This is a genomic window from Pantoea osteomyelitidis, from assembly GCF_044342975.1.
Lineage (GTDB): Bacteria > Pseudomonadota > Gammaproteobacteria > Enterobacterales > Enterobacteriaceae > Pantoea > Pantoea osteomyelitidis.
In genome coordinates this window covers 919,723-937,593 of the sequence record NZ_JBGFSN010000004.1, presented here as the reverse complement: position 1 = coordinate 937,593, position 17,871 = coordinate 919,723, and the positions used below count along the sequence as shown (strand labels likewise).

18 protein-coding genes and 3 tRNA genes are annotated in these 17,871 nt (G+C 54.2%); 14 read left to right on the top strand and 7 right to left on the bottom strand.

Annotated elements, in window-relative coordinates; genetic code table 11:
- Nucleotides 1-26 precede the first annotated feature (26 nt).
- From sodC to ABU178_RS09525, 3 genes are all read right to left on the bottom strand, one after another.
- The gene (gene sodC, locus ABU178_RS09535; RefSeq protein ID WP_397214179.1) at nt 27-545 is read right to left on the bottom strand and encodes a superoxide dismutase [Cu-Zn] SodC; all 519 of its coding nucleotides are present in this window, start codon (nt 543-545) and stop codon (nt 27-29) included.
- An 84-nt stretch (nt 546-629) separates the two neighbouring features.
- Complete coding sequence (locus ABU178_RS09530; protein WP_397214177.1) at nt 630-1,526, bottom strand: aldo/keto reductase family oxidoreductase; 897 nt, start codon at nt 1,524-1,526, stop codon at nt 630-632.
- Between the two features lie 80 nt (nt 1,527-1,606).
- Complete coding sequence (locus ABU178_RS09525) at nt 1,607-1,846, bottom strand: DUF1289 domain-containing protein (protein WP_397214175.1); 240 nt, start codon at nt 1,844-1,846, stop codon at nt 1,607-1,609.
- A gap of 253 nt (nt 1,847-2,099) precedes the next feature.
- Here ABU178_RS09525 and eptA point away from each other — a divergent pair, with 253 nt between their 5' ends.
- From eptA to rnt, 4 genes are all read left to right on the top strand, one after another.
- Entirely contained in the window at nt 2,100-3,749 is a 1,650-nt protein-coding gene (eptA, locus tag ABU178_RS09520) for a phosphoethanolamine transferase EptA (protein WP_397214173.1), read from the top strand.
- Nucleotides 3,750-3,856: 107 nt separating this feature from the next.
- Nucleotides 3,857-4,954 (top strand): alkene reductase, encoded by a 1,098-nt coding sequence (locus tag ABU178_RS09515; RefSeq protein ID WP_397214171.1) that lies wholly within the window; start codon nt 3,857-3,859, stop codon nt 4,952-4,954.
- A 111-nt stretch (nt 4,955-5,065) separates the two neighbouring features.
- Nucleotides 5,066-5,473: a lactoylglutathione lyase gene (gloA, locus tag ABU178_RS09510; RefSeq protein WP_397214169.1), complete on the top strand. Its 408-nt coding sequence runs from the start codon at nt 5,066-5,068 to the stop codon at nt 5,471-5,473.
- A 119-nt stretch (nt 5,474-5,592) separates the two neighbouring features.
- Complete coding sequence (gene rnt, locus ABU178_RS09505) at nt 5,593-6,261, top strand: ribonuclease T (RefSeq protein WP_397214167.1); 669 nt, start codon at nt 5,593-5,595, stop codon at nt 6,259-6,261.
- 43 nt (nt 6,262-6,304) lie between these two features.
- On the opposite strand, the gene ABU178_RS09500 is transcribed toward rnt, so the two are convergent.
- Nucleotides 6,305-6,640 carry a Grx4 family monothiol glutaredoxin gene (locus ABU178_RS09500; RefSeq protein ID WP_397215761.1) on the bottom strand — a complete coding sequence of 112 codons (336 nt, stop codon included), beginning with the start codon at nt 6,638-6,640 and terminating at the stop codon, nt 6,305-6,307.
- A gap of 365 nt (nt 6,641-7,005) precedes the next feature.
- Here ABU178_RS09500 and ABU178_RS09495 point away from each other — a divergent pair, with 365 nt between their 5' ends.
- Nucleotides 7,006-7,776 (top strand): C40 family peptidase, encoded by a 771-nt coding sequence (locus ABU178_RS09495; protein WP_397214165.1) that lies wholly within the window; start codon nt 7,006-7,008, stop codon nt 7,774-7,776.
- A 30-nt stretch (nt 7,777-7,806) separates the two neighbouring features.
- Here ABU178_RS09495 and cydH read toward each other — a convergent pair whose 3' ends face one another.
- Complete coding sequence (gene cydH, locus ABU178_RS09490) at nt 7,807-7,896, bottom strand: cytochrome bd-I oxidase subunit CydH (protein ID WP_397214164.1); 90 nt, start codon at nt 7,894-7,896, stop codon at nt 7,807-7,809.
- 284 nt (nt 7,897-8,180) lie between these two features.
- Between cydH and purR the strand changes: the two genes are divergently transcribed.
- Nucleotides 8,181-9,206 (top strand): HTH-type transcriptional repressor PurR, encoded by a 1,026-nt coding sequence (gene purR / locus ABU178_RS09485; protein WP_397214162.1) that lies wholly within the window; start codon nt 8,181-8,183, stop codon nt 9,204-9,206.
- Nucleotides 9,207-9,214: 8 nt separating this feature from the next.
- Here the strand turns inward: purR and punR are convergent, their stop codons facing one another.
- Nucleotides 9,215-10,120 (bottom strand): DNA-binding transcriptional activator PunR, encoded by a 906-nt coding sequence (gene punR, locus ABU178_RS09480; RefSeq protein WP_397214160.1) that lies wholly within the window; start codon nt 10,118-10,120, stop codon nt 9,215-9,217.
- 105 nt (nt 10,121-10,225) lie between these two features.
- Between punR and punC the strand changes: the two genes are divergently transcribed.
- Together punC and cfa are read left to right on the top strand one after the other, a co-directional pair.
- The gene (gene punC / locus ABU178_RS09475; RefSeq protein ID WP_397214158.1) at nt 10,226-11,452 is read left to right on the top strand and encodes a purine nucleoside transporter PunC; all 1,227 of its coding nucleotides are present in this window, start codon (nt 10,226-10,228) and stop codon (nt 11,450-11,452) included.
- 292 nt (nt 11,453-11,744) lie between these two features.
- Nucleotides 11,745-12,893: a cyclopropane fatty acyl phospholipid synthase gene (gene cfa, locus ABU178_RS09470; RefSeq protein ID WP_397214156.1), complete on the top strand. Its 1,149-nt coding sequence runs from the start codon at nt 11,745-11,747 to the stop codon at nt 12,891-12,893.
- A gap of 61 nt (nt 12,894-12,954) precedes the next feature.
- On the opposite strand, the gene ABU178_RS09465 is transcribed toward cfa, so the two are convergent.
- A complete protein-coding gene (locus ABU178_RS09465) occupies nt 12,955-13,602 on the bottom strand; it encodes a riboflavin synthase subunit alpha (RefSeq protein ID WP_397214154.1) in 648 nt (215 codons plus the stop codon).
- A gap of 203 nt (nt 13,603-13,805) precedes the next feature.
- On the opposite strand from ABU178_RS09465, the gene ABU178_RS09460 reads away from it, so the two are divergent.
- The 6 genes from ABU178_RS09460 (at nt 13,806) to ABU178_RS09435 (ending at nt 17,870) form a co-directional block, all read left to right on the top strand.
- Nucleotides 13,806-15,179: an MATE family efflux transporter gene (locus ABU178_RS09460; protein WP_397214152.1), complete on the top strand. Its 1,374-nt coding sequence runs from the start codon at nt 13,806-13,808 to the stop codon at nt 15,177-15,179.
- A 153-nt stretch (nt 15,180-15,332) separates the two neighbouring features.
- Nucleotides 15,333-15,409: transfer RNA gene (locus tag ABU178_RS09455), tRNA-Val, on the top strand.
- Nucleotides 15,410-15,412: 3 nt separating this feature from the next.
- Nucleotides 15,413-15,489: transfer RNA gene (locus ABU178_RS09450), tRNA-Val, on the top strand.
- A 10-nt stretch (nt 15,490-15,499) separates the two neighbouring features.
- Nucleotides 15,500-15,576, top strand: a tRNA-Val gene (locus tag ABU178_RS09445).
- 343 nt (nt 15,577-15,919) lie between these two features.
- Entirely contained in the window at nt 15,920-17,332 is a 1,413-nt protein-coding gene (pykF, locus tag ABU178_RS09440; protein WP_397214150.1) for a pyruvate kinase PykF, read from the top strand.
- A gap of 301 nt (nt 17,333-17,633) precedes the next feature.
- On the top strand, nt 17,634-17,870 hold the full coding sequence (locus ABU178_RS09435) for a major outer membrane lipoprotein (protein WP_006118977.1): 237 nt from the start codon (nt 17,634-17,636) through the stop codon (nt 17,868-17,870).
- The last annotated feature ends 1 nt before the right edge of the window (nt 17,871 follow it).

Sequence of the window (17,871 nt, the reverse complement as noted above, 5' to 3'; positions counted from 1 at the left end):
GGCAATGGATTTGCCTCCCGGAGAGGTTAAATTACGCCACAGGCGAAGCGTGCGCTGCCGCCGCCCAGCGGTTTCGGATGATCGTCATGGTTATCGCCGCCCACGTGTACCATCAGCGCTTTGCCTTTTATCTCCTGCACATTTTTCAGACGCGGCGCCAGCACCGGATAGGTGGCATTGCCCTCACGGGTCACGTAAATCGCCGGCAGATCGCCGAGATGGCCGTTACCATAAGGACCAGCATGTTTTCCGCTGTTGGCCGGATCAAAATGCCCGCCCGCCGCGCCCGCCGCCACGGTTTTGCCCTCGGAGGTTCCCGGCTCGCAGCTGCCTTTAGCATGCACATGAAAACCGTGGATGCCTGACGGCAAGCCGTGCAGTTGCGGAGTAAATTCAAGCCCGTAAGGCGTTTCTTCCATCTTTACCGTACCGATATCAGCACCTGTGCCTTCCGGAGTCACCTTGTGGAGCGTAACCTCGGTGGAGGCAGCCTGCGCCCCCAGACAAAAAAACAGGCTTGCAGCAACAATAACCGAAGCTTTCATGGCGTCTCCTTTCAGATTCTGGATTTCCTTTTAAGCCTGGATCGCTTTGCTGCGCTGCGCCTGGTTTTGACGTAGTTTTACGCTTCAGGGGACATCAAATCCCAGCGCCGCCTTGCGAATACGGAACCACTGCTGGCGATCCAGACTAAGCGACGTCGCAGCGACCGCCTCTTTGATGCGCTCCGTTTTACCCGAACCGATAATCGGCAGCGGTTTCGATGGTAGCTTCATCACCCAGGCATAGACCACCTGTTCCAGCGTTGCGGCGCCGATTTCTTCTCTGACCTGCTCCAGCTCGTCACGCAGCGGCTGATAGTGCGGATCGCTGAACAGACGCCCGCCGCCGAGACACGACCAGGCCATGGGACGAATACGCAGCTGCTGGCATTGATCCAGCGTGCCATCCAGCAGCAGACTCTGCTGGATCGGCGAAATCTCCAGCTGATTGGTGACCAGGGTAAAAGGCAGGCGTGACTGTAACAGAGCATATTGCGCCGGGGTGAAGTTGGATACGCCAAAGTGCAGCACTTTTCCGCTCTGATGCAGGGCGATAAAAGCTTCCGCCACCTGGTCGGCGTCCATCAACGGATCGGGACGATGGATTAACAGCAGATCAAGATAATCAGTATTGAAGTGGCGCAGCGAATTGTCAGCGCTGGCGAGAATATGCGAGCGACTTGTGATGTAGTGGCCGATCTGGTGCTCCGGCTTTGCGCGCGTGGCGATACCGCATTTAGTCACAATTTGCAGTTTGTCACGCAGTCCTGGCGACAGACGCAGCGCCTCGCCAAACGCCGCCTCACAGCGGTAGTCGCCATAAATATCAGCATGATCAACCGTGGTAACGCCAAGCTCCAGGTGATGTTCGATAAACGCCACCAGTTGCGTGGGCGTCATCGCCCATTCCATCAGACGCCAGTAACCCATAACAAATTCAGAAAATGCCGGACCCTGCGGGGCAATGGGAAGCCGTTGTACCATAAGTCAATCTCCCGGTTTAGATGTTAAGACGATGTAAGTTGACAGGGAGTATAACGGAAAGCGATCGGTGCGGATCCTGATTAAAACAGCGAAGGCTGATCGGGCATATTATCCTCTTCCTGTTTCGCATGACGCTGCAGCCGCAACCAGCGCTGCCGACATAGCCTCAGCACCTCACGCTTTTGCGCATCGCTGTAGCGCATCCAGTCAAAACGCTCTTCCCGGCTACGCAGACAGCCACGACAGTAGCCGCGGGCGTCTGACTCACAGATGCCTCTGCACGGGCTGGGTACGGGAAAAAACTCAAGTTGCTCGGCCACCTGTACTCCCGGTTAATAAAATGATCACTTCATTGAAACCAGCTTATCGTTTCTGTGCAAGGTTTATACAAAGAGAAACTCTGAATCGTGCCGGGGCTCGCGCCTTTTTGCTTCTCAGTGCGATACCCGCATTCTTTCTTTAGCCGGGGTCCTGTTGCGTTATCTCTTTGATACAGGCTGTTGAGCATGGGTTAAGGTTTCCCAAAGCTTTTCGTTCTAAGCTGATTATACTTCCTCTTTTCTCAGAACTGTTATGCGACTTCCGATTAAGTTACAGTGTCACGAATGGCTGTTTAATGTTGTCGCGGCGCTTTTTTTTGCCCTGGTGCTGAATGCACAGTTTTTACTGCATGCCTGGCAGCGCATTACTTTCACTACCCTGCATGATTATGTTTTTGCCGCCTCACTGCCTCTGGTATTGGCTGCCGCGTTTTGCCTGATATTCAATCTCGTCGCCCTGCCCGGTATCCGTAAACCGTTACTGCTCTTGCTAATCCTGACCAGCGCCGCCGCCAACTACTTTATGTACAGCTTCGGCACTGTTATCGACACCAACATGATTCAGAACGTTTTTGAAACGAATCTGCAGGAATCTGTTGCGCTGTTGAGTTTGCGCTATCTGCTCTGGATGCTGCTGCTGGGCCTGATTCCGGCGGCGATCTTTTTCTCGGTACGCATCATTCCGGGCCGCTCGTGGTGGTGGCGTCTCTCTGTTCGCCTGATCGCCGCCTTTGCTGCTCTGCTGGTGATTTTCCTGGTGGCGGCGCTGTTTTATAAAGATTACGCCTCGCTGATACGCAACAACAAAGGATTGGTGAAGATGATTACGCCAGCCAATATCGTCAGCGGCAGCGGACACTATATTGATGAGCGCTGGTTTCAGGGCAGTCAGGCTTTGGTGAAGATCGGCCAGGATGCCCGGAAAGGGCCGCTGATTATGTCTGAGAAGAAAAAGACGCTGGTAATCCTGGTGGTGGGTGAAACCGCACGGGCAGAAAACTTTTCGCTGGGCGGCTACGCCAGGGAAACCACGCCCCAGTTGAAAAAGCAGCAGGTTATCTATTATCCGCAGGCCAGTTCGTGCGGCACCGAAACCGCGATTTCCGTGCCCTGTATGTTCTCCGGCATGACGCGCACGCATTATGACGCCAACCTGGCGCATCATCAGGAAGGATTACTGGATGTGCTGGCGCACGCTGGCGTCAGCGTCCTCTGGCGCGAGAACGATGGCGGCTGCAAAGGGGTCTGCGATCGCGTCCCTCATAGCGATATGACGCAGTGGCAACTTAACCAGTATTGCCACGACGGCTACTGCCTGGACGATGTGCTGCTGCATCGGCTAAACGAGGTAATTAAGGGGATGAACAGTGACGGCCTTATCGTTCTGCATCAGATGGGCAGCCACGGTCCGGCTTACTATCGGCGTTATCCCCCCGCCTTTAAACGCTTTACGCCGACCTGTGACAGCAATCAGATTCAGGATTGCGATCATCAGGCGCTGATGAATACCTATGATAATTCCCTGCTTTATACCGATGAGATGCTGAGCCAAACCATCGATCTACTGAAAACCTGGCGCAACAAAGATAATGTGGCGCTGTTCTACCTTTCCGACCACGGCGAATCGCTGGGAGAAAGCGGCATGTATCTGCACGGTACGCCTTATCTGTTCGCCCCCTCACAGCAGACCCACATTCCGCTGCTGCTATGGATGTCGGACGATTACGCGCAAACGTTCCATATCGATCAACACTGTTTACGCCAGCAGGCTGCCGCCAGCCCGGTGTCGCAGGATAATCTTTTTCACACGCTGCTCGGCATGTTCAATGTCCAGACGCAGCTTTATCAGCCCGCGCTCGACCTTATCCATTCGTGCCAGAACAGCGGCACGACCTTGCAATAGACTACCTGGTCTATTAGGCTGACCTGTTACAGCGAACCGCTGCTCTCAGAGCAGCATCAAAAAAAAGCGCGGTTCGCAGACGACCGGTCTATTACAAAGGAGTCATCATGGCGAGCACCGAGCTCTTCCGTCCGCTAAAAGTGGGCGCAATCACTGTACCCAATCGTATTTTTATGGCTCCGCTGACGCGCCTGCGCAGCATCGAGCCGGGTGATATCCCGACGCCGCTGATGGGCGAATATTATCGCCAGCGCGCCACTGCCGGCCTGATTATCACTGAAGCCACGCAGATCTCTTTCCAGGCGAAAGGCTATGCGGGCGCCCCTGGGCTGCACACCTCTGAGCAAATCGCCGCCTGGAAAGCGATCAACCAAGAGATTCATCAGGCTGGCGGTCACAGCGCCGTGCAGTTATGGCACACCGGCCGTATTTCACACAGTTCGCTGCAGCCGGAAGGCCTGGCGCCGGTTGCTCCTACCGCACTTTCTGCCGGTACGCGCACTTCGCTGCGTGATGAGCAAGGCAACACTTACCGTGAAGATACCTCCGATCCGCGCGCGCTGAGCGTGGCGGAAATTCATCAGATCGTGGCGGATTTTGGTCAGGCTGCGGTAAACGCCCGCGAAGCGGATTTCGATCTGCTGGAGCTGCATTCGGCGCACGGCTATCTGATGCATCAGTTTCTGTCGCCTGATGCCAATAAGCGTGATGATGAATATGGCGGCAGCATTGAAAAACGTGGCCGCTTCGCGCTGGAAGTGGTGGATGCGGCGATTGCCGGCTGGTCAGCGGATCGCATCGGCATCCGTATCTCCCCTGTCGGCACTTTCCAGAATGTCGGCAATGGTCCTGACGAAGAGGAAGCGGCGCTCTGGTACATTGGCGAGCTGGCAAAACGCCAGCTGGCTTACCTGCATCTCTCCGAGCCGGACTGGGCTGGCGGCCAACCCTACAGCGAGGCGTTCCGTGAGAAAGTGCGCGATCGTTTCCCCGGCGTCATTGTCGGCGCTGGCGCCTACAGCGTCGAAAAAGCGGATGACCTGATCGCCCGTGGTCTGATCGATGCGGTGGCTTTTGGCCGTAATTTTATCGCCAATCCCGATCTGGTTGAACGTCTGCGTCAGGACGCGCCGCTGAACGAGCAGCGCCCGGAAAGCTTTTACGGCGGTGGTGCGGAAGGCTATACCGACTACCCCACGCTGTAAGTTTCTCTGCCGTAACGCCCTGTTACGGCAGTGATTATTCTTTGCGGTTATTCATCGCTATAATTAGCATTTGTGTCATCCCTGATGACGTTTTAATAAAAAGAGGATGTTATGCGTTTACTTCACACCATGCTGCGCGTCGGCGACCTGCAACGTTCGATCGATTTTTATACCCGGATTCTTGGCATGCGCCTGCTGCGTCAGAGCGAAAACAGCGAATATAAATATACGCTCGCCTTTGTGGGTTATACCGAAGAGAGCGAAGGCGCAGTTATTGAACTGACCTATAACTGGGGCGTGGAAAGTTACGATATGGGCAACGCCTATGGTCACGTTGCGCTGGGCGTGGATGATGTCGCGGCCACCTGCGATCGCATCCGTAACGCAGGCGGTAAAGTGACGCGTGAAGCGGGCCCGGTAAAAGGCGGCTCCACTATCATTGCGTTTGTTGAAGATCCGGATGGTTACAAAATCGAGCTGATCGAGAACAAACACGCCGGTCACGGCCTGGGCAACTAAGCCACTGCTTCAGCCTGCCCCGATGCGGCAGGCTGAAACGCCCTTCTCTGCTTCTCTGCTGCACCGCCTGCTAAATTTTGCCATAATGCGCGCTGCCTTATTTCACCAATGAGATCCTGATGTCTGAATCGAATCAACAGAACGCCCTCCATCAACGCTTCCGTGGTTTTTATCCCGTGGTTATCGACGTGGAAACCGCCGGCTTCAACGCACAGACCGACGCGCTGCTGGAAGTGGCGGCCGTTACGCTGAAAATGGATGGGGATGGCTGGCTGCATCACGACCAGACGCTGCATTTTCACGTCGAACCCTTTGAAGGCGCCAATTTAAATCCTGAAGCGCTGGCGTTTAACGGAATCGATCCAGGCAATCCGCTGCGCGGCGCGGTCAGTGAATATGACGCGCTGCACGCGATTTTTAAGCTGGTGCGTAAAGGAATGAAGGATAGCGGCTGCAATCGCGCCATTATGGTGGCGCACAATGCGACCTTCGATCACAACTTTATGATGGCCGCTGCCGAGCGTACCGGTCTGAAACGTAATCCGTTTCATCCCTTCGCTACTTTTGATACCGCCGCGCTGAGCGGGCTGGTGCTGGGTCAGACGGTGCTGGCGAAAGCGTGCAAGGCGGCAGGAATGGCATTTGACAGCACTCAGGCGCACTCAGCGCTCTATGACACCGAGCAGACCGCCACGCTGTTTTGTGAACTGGTGAACCGCTGGAAACGTTTGGGCGGCTGGCCGCTGCCCTTTATGGAAGAAGCGTCAACTGACGAAAACGCGCAGTAACGCGACGCAAAAAAGAAAGGCCGACATGATGTCGGCCCTGATTTTATTCCGCTTCTTTATGTTTCTCAGCGGTTTCTTTGATAATCTGCTGCAGCTCACCGCGCTGAAACATCTCAACGATGATGTCGCAGCCGCCAACCAGTTCGCCGTCAACCCACAGCTGCGGGAAGGTTGGCCAGTTAGCATATTTCGGCAGCTCGGCGCGAATATCGGGATTCTGCAAAATATCCACGTAAGCGAAGCGTTCCCCACAGGCAGAAAGAGCCTGTACCGCCTGCGCAGAGAAACCGCAGCTTGGCAGTTTCGGTGAACCTTTCATGTAAAGCAGAACCGGGTTTTCTGCGATCTGGCGCTGGATTTTTTCAACAGTACTCATAATTGCCTTCCTTAATTCCTCACTTCGTGTTTGTTTATTGTAGCGACTTCACCCTTACACTGAAAACGACATTTTGCTCAGGGTGAAGACAAACAGCCATCTTTGTTAAGCGGATTTGCGGAAAATAATTTTTTGCTGGCGGAGCGCGGCCTCGTTCGATTAATAATTAGCAATAGTTTTGTTGAGTTAACCGTCTGAAATTGTTTATTTTCACTGCAATGTGCAGACGCTAACAGATTAATCGAAAAAGACCTTACCTTTTGCAAAAAATCTGGATTAGAATTGTTTCGGCTCTGATCGCGGATCAGATTATTCCAACTTTTTTCGCGCCAGATTTTCCTGTGGTGCACTGAACCTGTAACCGGACTATGCGTTTACTGATTACGCTTTTTGTACTGGCTATTGCGCAGCTGTTCTTTAATGTGGCCTCGGCTTCGCCGCAGGTACCTGTTAATGCCAGTTTGCACAAGGCGGAAAAAAAGAGTGCGCGCGACGATGAGCGGCGCAAACGTCGTCCCGTTAAAACCACGGCGAAAAAGTCTCGCCTCTCGCCCGTTGTGAAGTCGACACTAAAAAAGCCGAAAAAAACTCAAACCGCCACGCTGCACGCGGCAAACAAAAAAAGCGTGCCGACATCCCGTAAACGCTATGGCCACCAGCGTCAGGGCCAGGACCAGGTTATCACGGGCGATCTCACCACCATCAAAATGAGCAAAACCCACCGTCTGCGCTATCAAAAAGCGCGTGAAACGGCGATGAATAAGCTGATGGGCCAGTTGGGCAAACCTTATCAATGGGGCGGCACCTCACCCCATACCGGTTTCGACTGTAGCGGTCTGGTGTGGTACGCCTATAAGGATGTGGTAAAATTCAAGATCCCGCGCACCGCCAATGAAATGTATCATCTGCGCGATGCCGCGCCGGTAAAACGCGAGGCGCTGGAGAAAGGCGATCTGGTGTTTTTCCGTATAAACAATCGCGGCGCAGCCGACCATGTCGGCGTCTATCTCGGGAATGGCAAATTCATTCAGTCGCCGCGCACCGGTAAAGATATTCAAATCAGCGCGCTGGGCGAAGATTACTGGCAGCGACACTATGTCGGCGCCCGTCGGGTGATGACCCCCAAAACGATTCGCTGAAAAAGCCGGGCTTGCCCGGCTTTTTTACGCTCAGTGCATGATGGCGGTGAAGCTGAAAGCCACGATCATCAGCAATGCCGCCACGGTGGTGGTCAGCGCCAGTCTTAAATCAGTGTTCATTTGCTCTCCTTTACGCTTATAAAGTGTGTGGTTATTGTCATTTTCTCATAGCGCCCGGTAAAAATCTCGTTTTATCGATTCAGCCTTGCTAGAATTCGCCCTTTCGTTGCGCAACAGCAGCAACGCTATGCCGTCCGCTCTATTTAAAATGGCGTTTTTATCTGCCGGAACGTCACTTCACAGACGACAAACCAGACAAAAAAGGCGTGAAATACCTTTAGCGGACGCAAACGTTTAACATTATACTTATCAGTAGGTTGCGATAAGCCGGGAGTATCGTTTTCATGGCAACAATCAAGGATGTGGCAAAACGCGCGGGTGTTTCTACCACCACCGTTTCTCACGTCATCAATAAAACGCGTTTCGTTGCTGAAGAGACGCGCAACGCCGTTTGGACCGCGATTAAAGAGCTGCACTATTCGCCCAGCGCCGTGGCGCGTAGTTTGAAAGTGAACCACACCAAAACGCTGGGTCTGTTGGCTACCTCCAGTGAAGCGCCTTACTTTGCGGAAATTATCGAGGCGGTGGAGAATCACTGCTTCGATCGCGGCTATACCCTGATTCTGGGCAACGCCCACAACGACCTGCATAAGCAGCGCGCCTATCTGTCGATGATGGCGCAAAAGCGCGTCGACGGGCTGCTGGTAATGTGCTCAGAATATCCCGACGACCTGCTGAAAATGCTGGAAGAGAACCGCAACATTCCCATGGTGGTAATGGACTGGGGTGAATCGCGCGGTGACTTCACCGATACCGTGCTGGATAACGCTTTTCAGGGCGGCTACCTTGCCGGTCGTTATCTGATTGAGCGCGGTCACCGCGATATCGGCGCCATTCCCGGCCAGATGGAGCGCAACACCGGCGGTGGACGCCATGCCGGGTTCGTGAAGGCATTAAATGAAGCGGGTATTCAGCTGCGCCCTGAATGGACGGTACAGGGCGACTTCGAGCCGGAATCAGGCTATCAGGCGATGCAGCAAATTCTGAGCCAGAAACAGCGTCCGACCGCCATATTCTGCGGCGGCGACATTATGGCGATGGGGGCGATTTGCGCCGCCGATGAGCTGGGGCTGCGCGTACCGCAGGATATTTCGGTCATCGGCTACGACAACGTGCGCAACGCGCGTTACTTTACGCCCGCGCTGACCACTGTGCACCAGCCAAAAGCCCAGCTGGGTGAGAAGGCGCTGGAGATGCTGTTGGATCGCATTACCAGCAAGCGTGAAGAGCCTCAGACGATTGAAGTCAATCCGACCCTGATCGAACGCCGTTCGGTAGCGGATGGCCCCTTCCGGGATTACCGTCGCTAAGCGCCGCCTCAAATCTCGCTTAGCCACTCCTGATTCAATGTTTGCGCATCGCCCAGGTAGCTTAACAGCCAGCTGAGCGCGGGTGATGCGCGCTGTTCTGACCAGCTGACGCAGCAGGGACTCTCCGGAAAAGGCACGGGCAATGTCAGCTCGGTGATTTCTCCTGACCTGAGCAGCGGCCGTGCCAGATGCCCCGGCACCATCGCCACGCACAGACCGTCCAGCAAGCACGCCAGTCCGGTTTGCCAGTCCGGCACCACCAGCCGCCGCTGATTGTCCAGCGTCCAGGTATTGCGGCGCGGCAGCGCGCGCGATGTATCTTCCAGCACCAGCGAAGGCCAGGCGCGCAGCGCCTCATCCTCAATCTGCGCCAGTTGCGTCAGCGGATGGCCGCTTTTCACCACGCAGCGCCAGTTAAGCGCTCCCATATCGCGAAAGGCGAAACGTCCGCCAACCGGAATCGCCTGGGTGGCGCCAATCGCCACATCCACACGCCCGTCAGCCAGCGCATCCCAGACGCCGTTAAATACCTCATAGCTGATCAGCAGTTCAACATCGGGAAAGTGACGGTAAAAATCCTTCACCAGCTGGCGCGTGCGGGCGGGCTTGACTATGCAGTCTATCGCGATGCTGAGCTGACCGCGCCAGCCGTTAGCCAGCTGTTGACACTGCCGCCGCGTGGCGAGCATTTTTTTGATAACAGCGCGCCCTTCGCGCACAAAATGCTCGCCAGCCGGGGTCAGTACTACCTCCCTGTGTTGCCGCTCAAACAGCGGTACTGCCAACCAGCTCTCCAGCTGGCGCACCGTATAGCTCACGGCCGAAGGCACGCGGTGCAGTTCCTGCGCCGCTGCGCTGAAGCTGCCGGTACGCGCCACGGCATCCACCACCTCAAGACCATACTCAGACCACATAAGCTCTCTTCAAAAATTTTAACAGCAACCCGCAAATATTAACGTTTCACAAGCAGTAGCGCATCCTTTTACACTTTGCGGCGTTTAACCTTTACCGAGAATCACATGCTGACTTCAAAAGGATTTCTGCTCTATCTCGCCTTGCTGAGTATGCTCGGCTTTCTGGCAACCGATATGTATCTGCCCGCCTTCGGCGCAATGCAGCACGATTTCAACACCGTCCCCGGCACGATCAGCGCCAGCCTGAGCCTGTTCCTGGGCGGTTTCGCCTTTGCCCAGCTGATCTGGGGACCGCTTTCCGATCGCATTGGCCGTAAGCCGGTATTGCTGGCTGGCCTGCTGCTGTTTGCGCTGGGCTGTGGCGGTATGCTATGGGTCGCCGACGCCCGACTGATGTTGGCGCTGCGTTTTCTGCAGGCGGTGGGTGTTTGCGCGGCAGCGGTGAGCTGGCAGGCGCTGGTAGTTGATCGCTATCCGCAGGCGCATGCCAATAAAGTGTTTGCCACTATTATGCCGCTGGTTGCGCTTTCACCGGCGCTGGCGCCGCTGCTGGGCGCCTGGCTGCTCAATCATTTTTCATGGCGCGCCATCTTTATGGCTTTGCTGCTGCTGACGCTGGCATTGGTTGTCGCGACGCTGCGCCTGCCGGTAAAACGCGCTGAATCCGCCGTCACTGCCCCGCAGTCCGGTTTTTTAACCCTGCTCCGCTCCGCGGTCTACAGCGGCAACGTTCTGATTTATGCCGCCTGCTCTGCCAGCTTTTTCGCCTGGCTGACCGGTTCGCCCTTTATTCTGGCGGAGGCGGGGCTCTCACCGGGCGACATCGGCCTCAGCTATATTCCACAGACCATCGCTTTTCTGATTGGCGGATTCGGCTGTCGCGCGTTGCTGAGTCGCCTTACCGGCAGTCAGCTGCTGCCCTGGCTACTACTGATCTACAGCCTGAGCATTTTGTCGATCTTTGCCGTGGCGCTGAGCGGCCAGGGCGGGCTGGTGGCTTTGCTGTTGCCCTTCTGCGGCATGGCGCTGGCAAACGGCGCTATCTATCCGATCGTGGTCTCCAGCGCGCTGCTGCCTTTTCCGCAGGCAACAGGTAAGGCCGCAGCGCTGCAAAATATGTTACAGCTGGGTCTCTGCTTTCTGGCGAGCCTCGTCGTCTCGGCCGGATTAACGCAGCCTTTGCAGATCACCACTGTGGTTATGGCGACCACCATTCTGCTGGCGCTGGCCGGTTACTTCTGGCAGCGTCATGGCGGCGCACAATCTGATGTTGCCTCATTATCTTCCGCCTGCCAGGATAATCATCAGGCAAGGCAAAAAGCATCTAATTAGCAAACTAACAATAAATCGTTGAATATTGACGGGAGTGAGAATATACTCATTCCCGTCAATAAATATGCAATAAATCAATAACATAATTTTTTCGTTTTAGACGACTTTGTCGTGGGATGGCGTCTGCACGATATTCTCCCCTGTTGTGCCAGACCTTTTTATTCAAATTCAATCCTCTGTAAAACGTCGGATATCAAGCGCACGGATTTTCCGTGAGTTTTCTCACAACCCTGGAGAAATTGACTATTCTATTTCTCAGGTTCAGATCGATCGGACAGGTGATGGAGAAGCTATGAGTTCATCGTGTATAGAAGAAGTGAGCCTTGAAGAAAACCATTGGTATCGCATCGCCCATGAAATGCTGGAAAAGGCGGATATCGAAGTAAACGGCACACGTCCCTGGGATATTCAGGTCAAAAATCCCGATTTTTTTAAGCGTGTATTGCAGGAAGGCTCGCTCGGCCTCGGCGAAAGTTATATGGATGGCTGGTGGGAATGTGAAAGACTCGATATGTTTTTTTATCGGGTGCTGAAGCATAAGCTTGATGAGCAACTTCCCCACCATTTTAAAGATACGTTACGTATTGCCGCCGCACGTTTAACCAACCTGCAATCGAAAAAGCGCGCCTGGATAGTGGGCAAAGAGCATTACGATTTAGGCAACGATCTCTTTGCGCTGATGCTGGATCCTTTTATGCAGTACTCCTGCGGCTACTGGAAAGAGGCGGAAACCCTCCAGCAGGCTCAGGAAGCGAAACTCGACATGATCTGCCGCAAGCTGGAACTGAAGCCCGGCATGTCGCTGCTCGATATCGGCTGCGGCTGGGGCGGTCTGGCAGAGTTCGCCGCGCGCAACTACGGCGTGAAGGTTCACGGTGTGACCATCTCTGCCGAGCAGCAAAAAATGGCGCAGCAGCGCTGTGAAGGTCTGGACGTGACGATTTTGCTGCAGGATTATCGCGATTTGAACCAGCAGTTTGACCGTATCGTTTCTGTCGGAATGTTTGAACATGTCGGTCCCAAAAACTACGCGACCTATTTTGACGTGGCCGATCGTAATTTAAAACCCGACGGCCTGTTCCTGCTGCATACTATCGGCGCAATCAAAACCGATATGAGTGTCGATCCCTGGATCAATAAATACATTTTCCCTAATGGCTGTTTGCCGTCGGTAAAACACATTGCCGAAGCAAGCGAACCCCATTTCATTATGGAAGACTGGCACAATTTCGGCGTTGATTACGATACTACCTTGATGGCCTGGTACAATCGCTTTCTGGAAGCCTGGCCGCAGCTGGAAGAGAAATATGGCGAGCGTTTTAAACGCATGTTCACCTATTATCTCAACGCCTGCGCGGGCGCTTTCCGTGCACGGGATATTCAGCTCTGGCAAGTGGTATTCAGCCGCGGCGCGGAAGGCGGTCTGCGCGTGGCGCGCTAATTTCGCTGAAAGCTGATAATAAAAAAGGCGCTGCGGCGCCTTTTTTGCTGCTGAATTTTTATTATTCCGGCTTTTCCGCCAGCAGCGCCGCCGCTGCCGCCTCTCGCTGTGCCAGAACGCGCTCAACGGTTTCCACAATCGCCTGCGTATGAGGATCGATTTCAATATTAACCCGGTCGCCTAATTTCTTCGCGCCCAGCGTTGTGCGTTCCAGCGTTTCAGGGATCAGCCAGACGCAAAATTTACTTTTGGTCACGTCGCCCACGGTGAGACTGATACCATCAATGCCAATGAAACCTTTATGCAGAATATATTTCATCTGCGCCGCATCCTGAATTTTAAACCATACCTCGCGGTTGTTTTCAGACTGGATAATTTTGCAGATTTCCGCGGTGGTCATAATATGGCCGGACATTAAATGGCCGCCGATTTCATCACTGAATTTTGCCGCACGCTCGATATTGACGATATCTCCCGGCTGTAAATCGCCCAGATTGGTCACGCGCAGCGTCTCTTTAATCAGGTCGAAACTGACCCGATCGCCATCAATGGCGGTGACCGTCAGGCAGCAGCCGTTATGCGCCACGGACGCGCCCAGCGCCAGACCCGGCAACAGCTCTGCGGGCAGTTTGACCACATGGGTGCGAAACAGCGGTTTTTCTTCGATGGACACAATTTCTGCAGTGCCCTGCACAATACCTGTAAACATAATCGTCGCCTCTGCCAATTTTGCCGTAGTTTAACACAGCTTAACCGGGTTGCTATTTTACCGGTAAGCCGGACTTTACATCAGCATTAGAAATATCGTGCGGCCAATCATTGGCGAATCGAAAGAGCGCCGTTACACTATGCCGTTCTTTCATTGGGAATTTCCCCTTACTCTCTTCCCTATATATTAATACAGGTGTAAACGTGCAGAAGTATTTAACAGAAGCGCGTCAGCTGCTGGCCCTCGCGATCCCGGTGATTATTGCGCAGGTGGCGCAAACCGCTATGGGCTTTGTGGATACCATTATGGCCGGCGCGGTGAGCGCCACGGATATGGCCGCCGTTGCTGTCGGAACCTCTATCTGGCTGCCCACAATTTTATTTGGCCATGGTTTAATCCTCGCCCTGACGCCCACTGTTGCGCAACTTAACGGCTCCGGTCGTCGCGATCGCATCGCGGAGCAGGTGCGTCAGGCCTACTGGCTCGCCTTTTTTGTTTCGCTGCTGATTATGGTGGTGTTATGGAATGCAGGTTTCCTGATTCAGGCGATGCACGATATCGATCCCCGGCTGGCAGAAAAAGCGCAGGGCTACCTGCACGCGCTGCTGTGGGGCGCGCCCGGCTATCTCTTTTTCCAGGTGATGCGCAGCCAGTGCGAAGGGCTGGCGAAAACCAAGCCCGCAATGGTGCTGGGCTTTCTCGGCTTGCTGGTGAATATTCCACTGAATTATATTTTCATCTACGGCCATTTCGGCATGCCGGCGCTGGGCGGCGTGGGTTGCGGCGTCGCCACCGCCTCGGTTTACTGGGTGATGTTCATTGTGATGCGCTACTGGGTAGGACGCATGGGCAGCATGCGCGATCTGCATCCACACAGCGCCTGGTCCGCGCCGTCACGACCGGTGCTGTGGCGTCTCATTACGCTGGGCTTGCCGGTGGCGCTCGCGCTCTTTTTTGAGGTCACGCTGTTTGCCGTGGTGGCGCTGCTGGTGTCGCCGCTGGGCATCGTGAACGTGGCCGGTCATCAAATCGCGTTAAACTTCAGCTCGCTGATGTTTGTACTGCCGCTGTCGCTGGGCGTGGCGACCACCATTCGCGTCGGCTACCGTCTCGGCCAGGGCTCGGCTGAAGAAGCTCAGGTTGCCGCCTGGACCGCGCAGGGCGTTGGGATCAGCATGGCGGCAATTACCGCGCTGTTTACCGTGATCTTCCGGCATCAGATCGCCCTGCTCTATAACCACAATCCGGAGGTGGTAACGCTGGCCGCGCATCTGATGCTGCTGGCGGCGATTTATCAGTTCTCCGACTCGATACAGGTGATCGGCAGCGGTATCCTGCGCGGCTATAAGGATACGCGCTCAATCTTCTTTATCACCTTTATCGCGTATTGGGTGCTGGGCCTGCCCAGCGGCTATATTCTGGCGCTCACCGACTGGGTCTTTCCGCGCCTCGGTCCTGCCGGCTTTTGGTGCGGCTTTATCATCGGTCTGACCTCCGCGGCGGTGATGATGATCTGGCGAATTCGCCGTTTGCAGCGGCTGCCTGCGCAGGTGATTCTCGCGCGCGCCGCACGCTAAGTTCCTGAGCGGGCCTGAAAAGGCCCGCAGCGGCCAAAAAACCAACCGATAGCACAGTTGCTGGTCACTCATCACGAAAAAAGCATTTTTCCCCTTGCCAGCCTTCCAGCCTGCCGTTAATATTCGTCCCCGCTGTCGCCCTGACAGCGCGTTGCGTTCTTAGCTCAGTTGGTTAGAGCACCACCTTGACATGGTGGGGGTCGATGGTTCGAGTCCATTAGAACGCACCAAGTGCGTCCGTAGCTCAGTTGGTTAGAGCACCACCTTGACATGGTGGGGGTCGGTGGTTCGAGTCCACTCGGACGCACCAAATTTTCAATGCGTTCTTAGCTCAGTTGGTTAGAGCACCACCTTGACATGGTGGGGGTCGATGGTTCGAGTCCATTAGAACGCACCACTCTTTTTTCTCCCGTTGCGCAATCTGCTGTTTTCTTGATCTCCCTCGTGCCTGCGTTCCGCTTTTTAATTGGTTTTCGAATACTTAGCGACTATAATGTTGCTCGTTGTTCCACTCGAAAGGTTTCAGCGACAGCGTGCCCATGGTGATAACTCAGATAATTTGCGCAACGCCTTCTTACCGGTTTCCCGGCGCAACCGCACAACTTCCACTGCATGCTCTGCCTCCGTCACCTATTCTTAACTCTGTACCACCCGTTTCGATATCTGATGAATTTTCATTTCGATGCAGCGCCATCGAATCCAGACCTTTATCATCCATCACAACTTACAGATAACCTGTCATGAAAAAGACCAAGATCGTTTGTACTATCGGTCCGAAAACCGAATCTGAAGAGATGCTGACCCAACTGCTGGAAGCCGGCATGAACGTTATGCGTCTCAACTTCTCTCACGGTGATTACGCCGAACATGGCCAGCGCATCGCCAATATGCGGGCGGTGATGGAAAAAACCGGTCGTCAGGCAGCGATCCTGCTGGATACCAAAGGCCCGGAAATCCGTACCATGAAGCTGGAAGGCGGCAACGACGTCTCCCTGAAAGCGGGCCAGACATTTGCCTTTACCACCGATCAGTCGGTGATCGGCAACAGCGAACGCGTTGCTGTCACCTATGCCGGTTTCACCGCCGACCTGAAAGTCGGCAACACCGTGCTGGTGGACGATGGCCTTCTCGGCATGGAAGTCACTGAGATCACCGAAAATAGCGTAGTGTGTAAGGTGCTGAACAACGGCGACCTCGGCGAGAACAAAGGCGTTAACCTGCCGGGTGTCTCAATTCAGCTTCCGGCGCTGGCGGAAAAAGACAAACGTGACCTGATTTTTGGTTGCGAGCAGGGTGTGGATTTTGTCGCCGCCTCCTTTATCCGTAAACGCTCTGACGTGCTGGAAATTCGTGAGCACCTGAAGCAGCATGGCGGCGAACATATTCAGATCATCTCCAAAATTGAAAACCAGGAAGGCCTGAACAATTTTGATGAGATCCTGGAAGCGTCTGACGGCATCATGGTGGCGCGCGGCGACCTCGGCGTGGAAATTCCGGTTGAAGAAGTAATTTTCGCCCAGAAAATGATGATCAAAAAGTGCAACAAGGCACGTAAAGTGGTGATCACCGCCACCCAAATGCTCGACTCGATGATCAAAAACCCGCGCCCTACCCGTGCGGAAGCGGGCGACGTCGCCAACGCCATCCTTGACGGCACCGACGCCGTGATGCTTTCCGGCGAAAGCGCCAAAGGGCGTTATCCGCTGGAATCGGTGACGATCATGGCGACCATCTGCGAGCGTACCGATCGCGTGATGAAATCCCGCATCGACACGCTGAACGATAGCCGTAAGCTGCGTATCACCGAAGCGGTTTGCCGCGGTGCGGTTGAGACCGCTGAGAAGCTGGAAGCGCCGCTGATCGTGGTGGCGACGGAAGGCGGCAAGTCTGCCAAAGCGGTACGTAAATATTTCCCGAACGCCACCATTCTGGCGCTGACGACCAATGCGACTACGGCGCGTCAGTTGATCCTGAGCAAAGGAGTTGAAACCCGCCTGGTGACTGAAATTGCCTCTACCGATGATTTTTACCGCATCGGTAAAGAAGCGGCGCTGGAAAGCAGCTATGGTCAGAAAGGCGATATCGTGGTGATGGTTTCCGGTGCGCTGGTACCAAGCGGCACCACCAATACCGCCTCTGTTCACGTACTCTAATTTCAACTGAAATTTAATTAAAAGCGCCTTAAAACGGCGCTTTTTTTATTCCGTGCGCAATACATAATCAAGAAAATTCAATCGAAAATAACGATTCAGGCCATGCTAAAATTAAGGTTAATCCGATTAAATCCCTCTGTTTTAGCTAAATTTTTTTACCTATTCTTCTGAAACGCTGCATCTTTGAGCGAACGATCAAGTTTAAGCATCTTCTCATCAAAAATTTATTCTCAACCTAAAAAACTTTGTGTAATACTTGTAACGCTACATGGAGATTAACTCAATCTAGAGGGTATAAATAATGAATCGTACTAAACTGGTACTGGGCGCGGTAATCCTGGGTTCAACTCTGCTGGCTGGTTGCTCCAGCAATGCTAAAATTGACCAGCTGTCTTCAGACGTTCAGACTCTGAACGCGAAAGTTGACCAGCTGAGCAACGACGTGAACGCAGTGCGTTCTGACGTGCAGGCTGCTAAAGATGACGCAGCTCGTGCTAACCAGCGTCTGGACAACCAGGCTCACTCTTACCGTAAGTAAG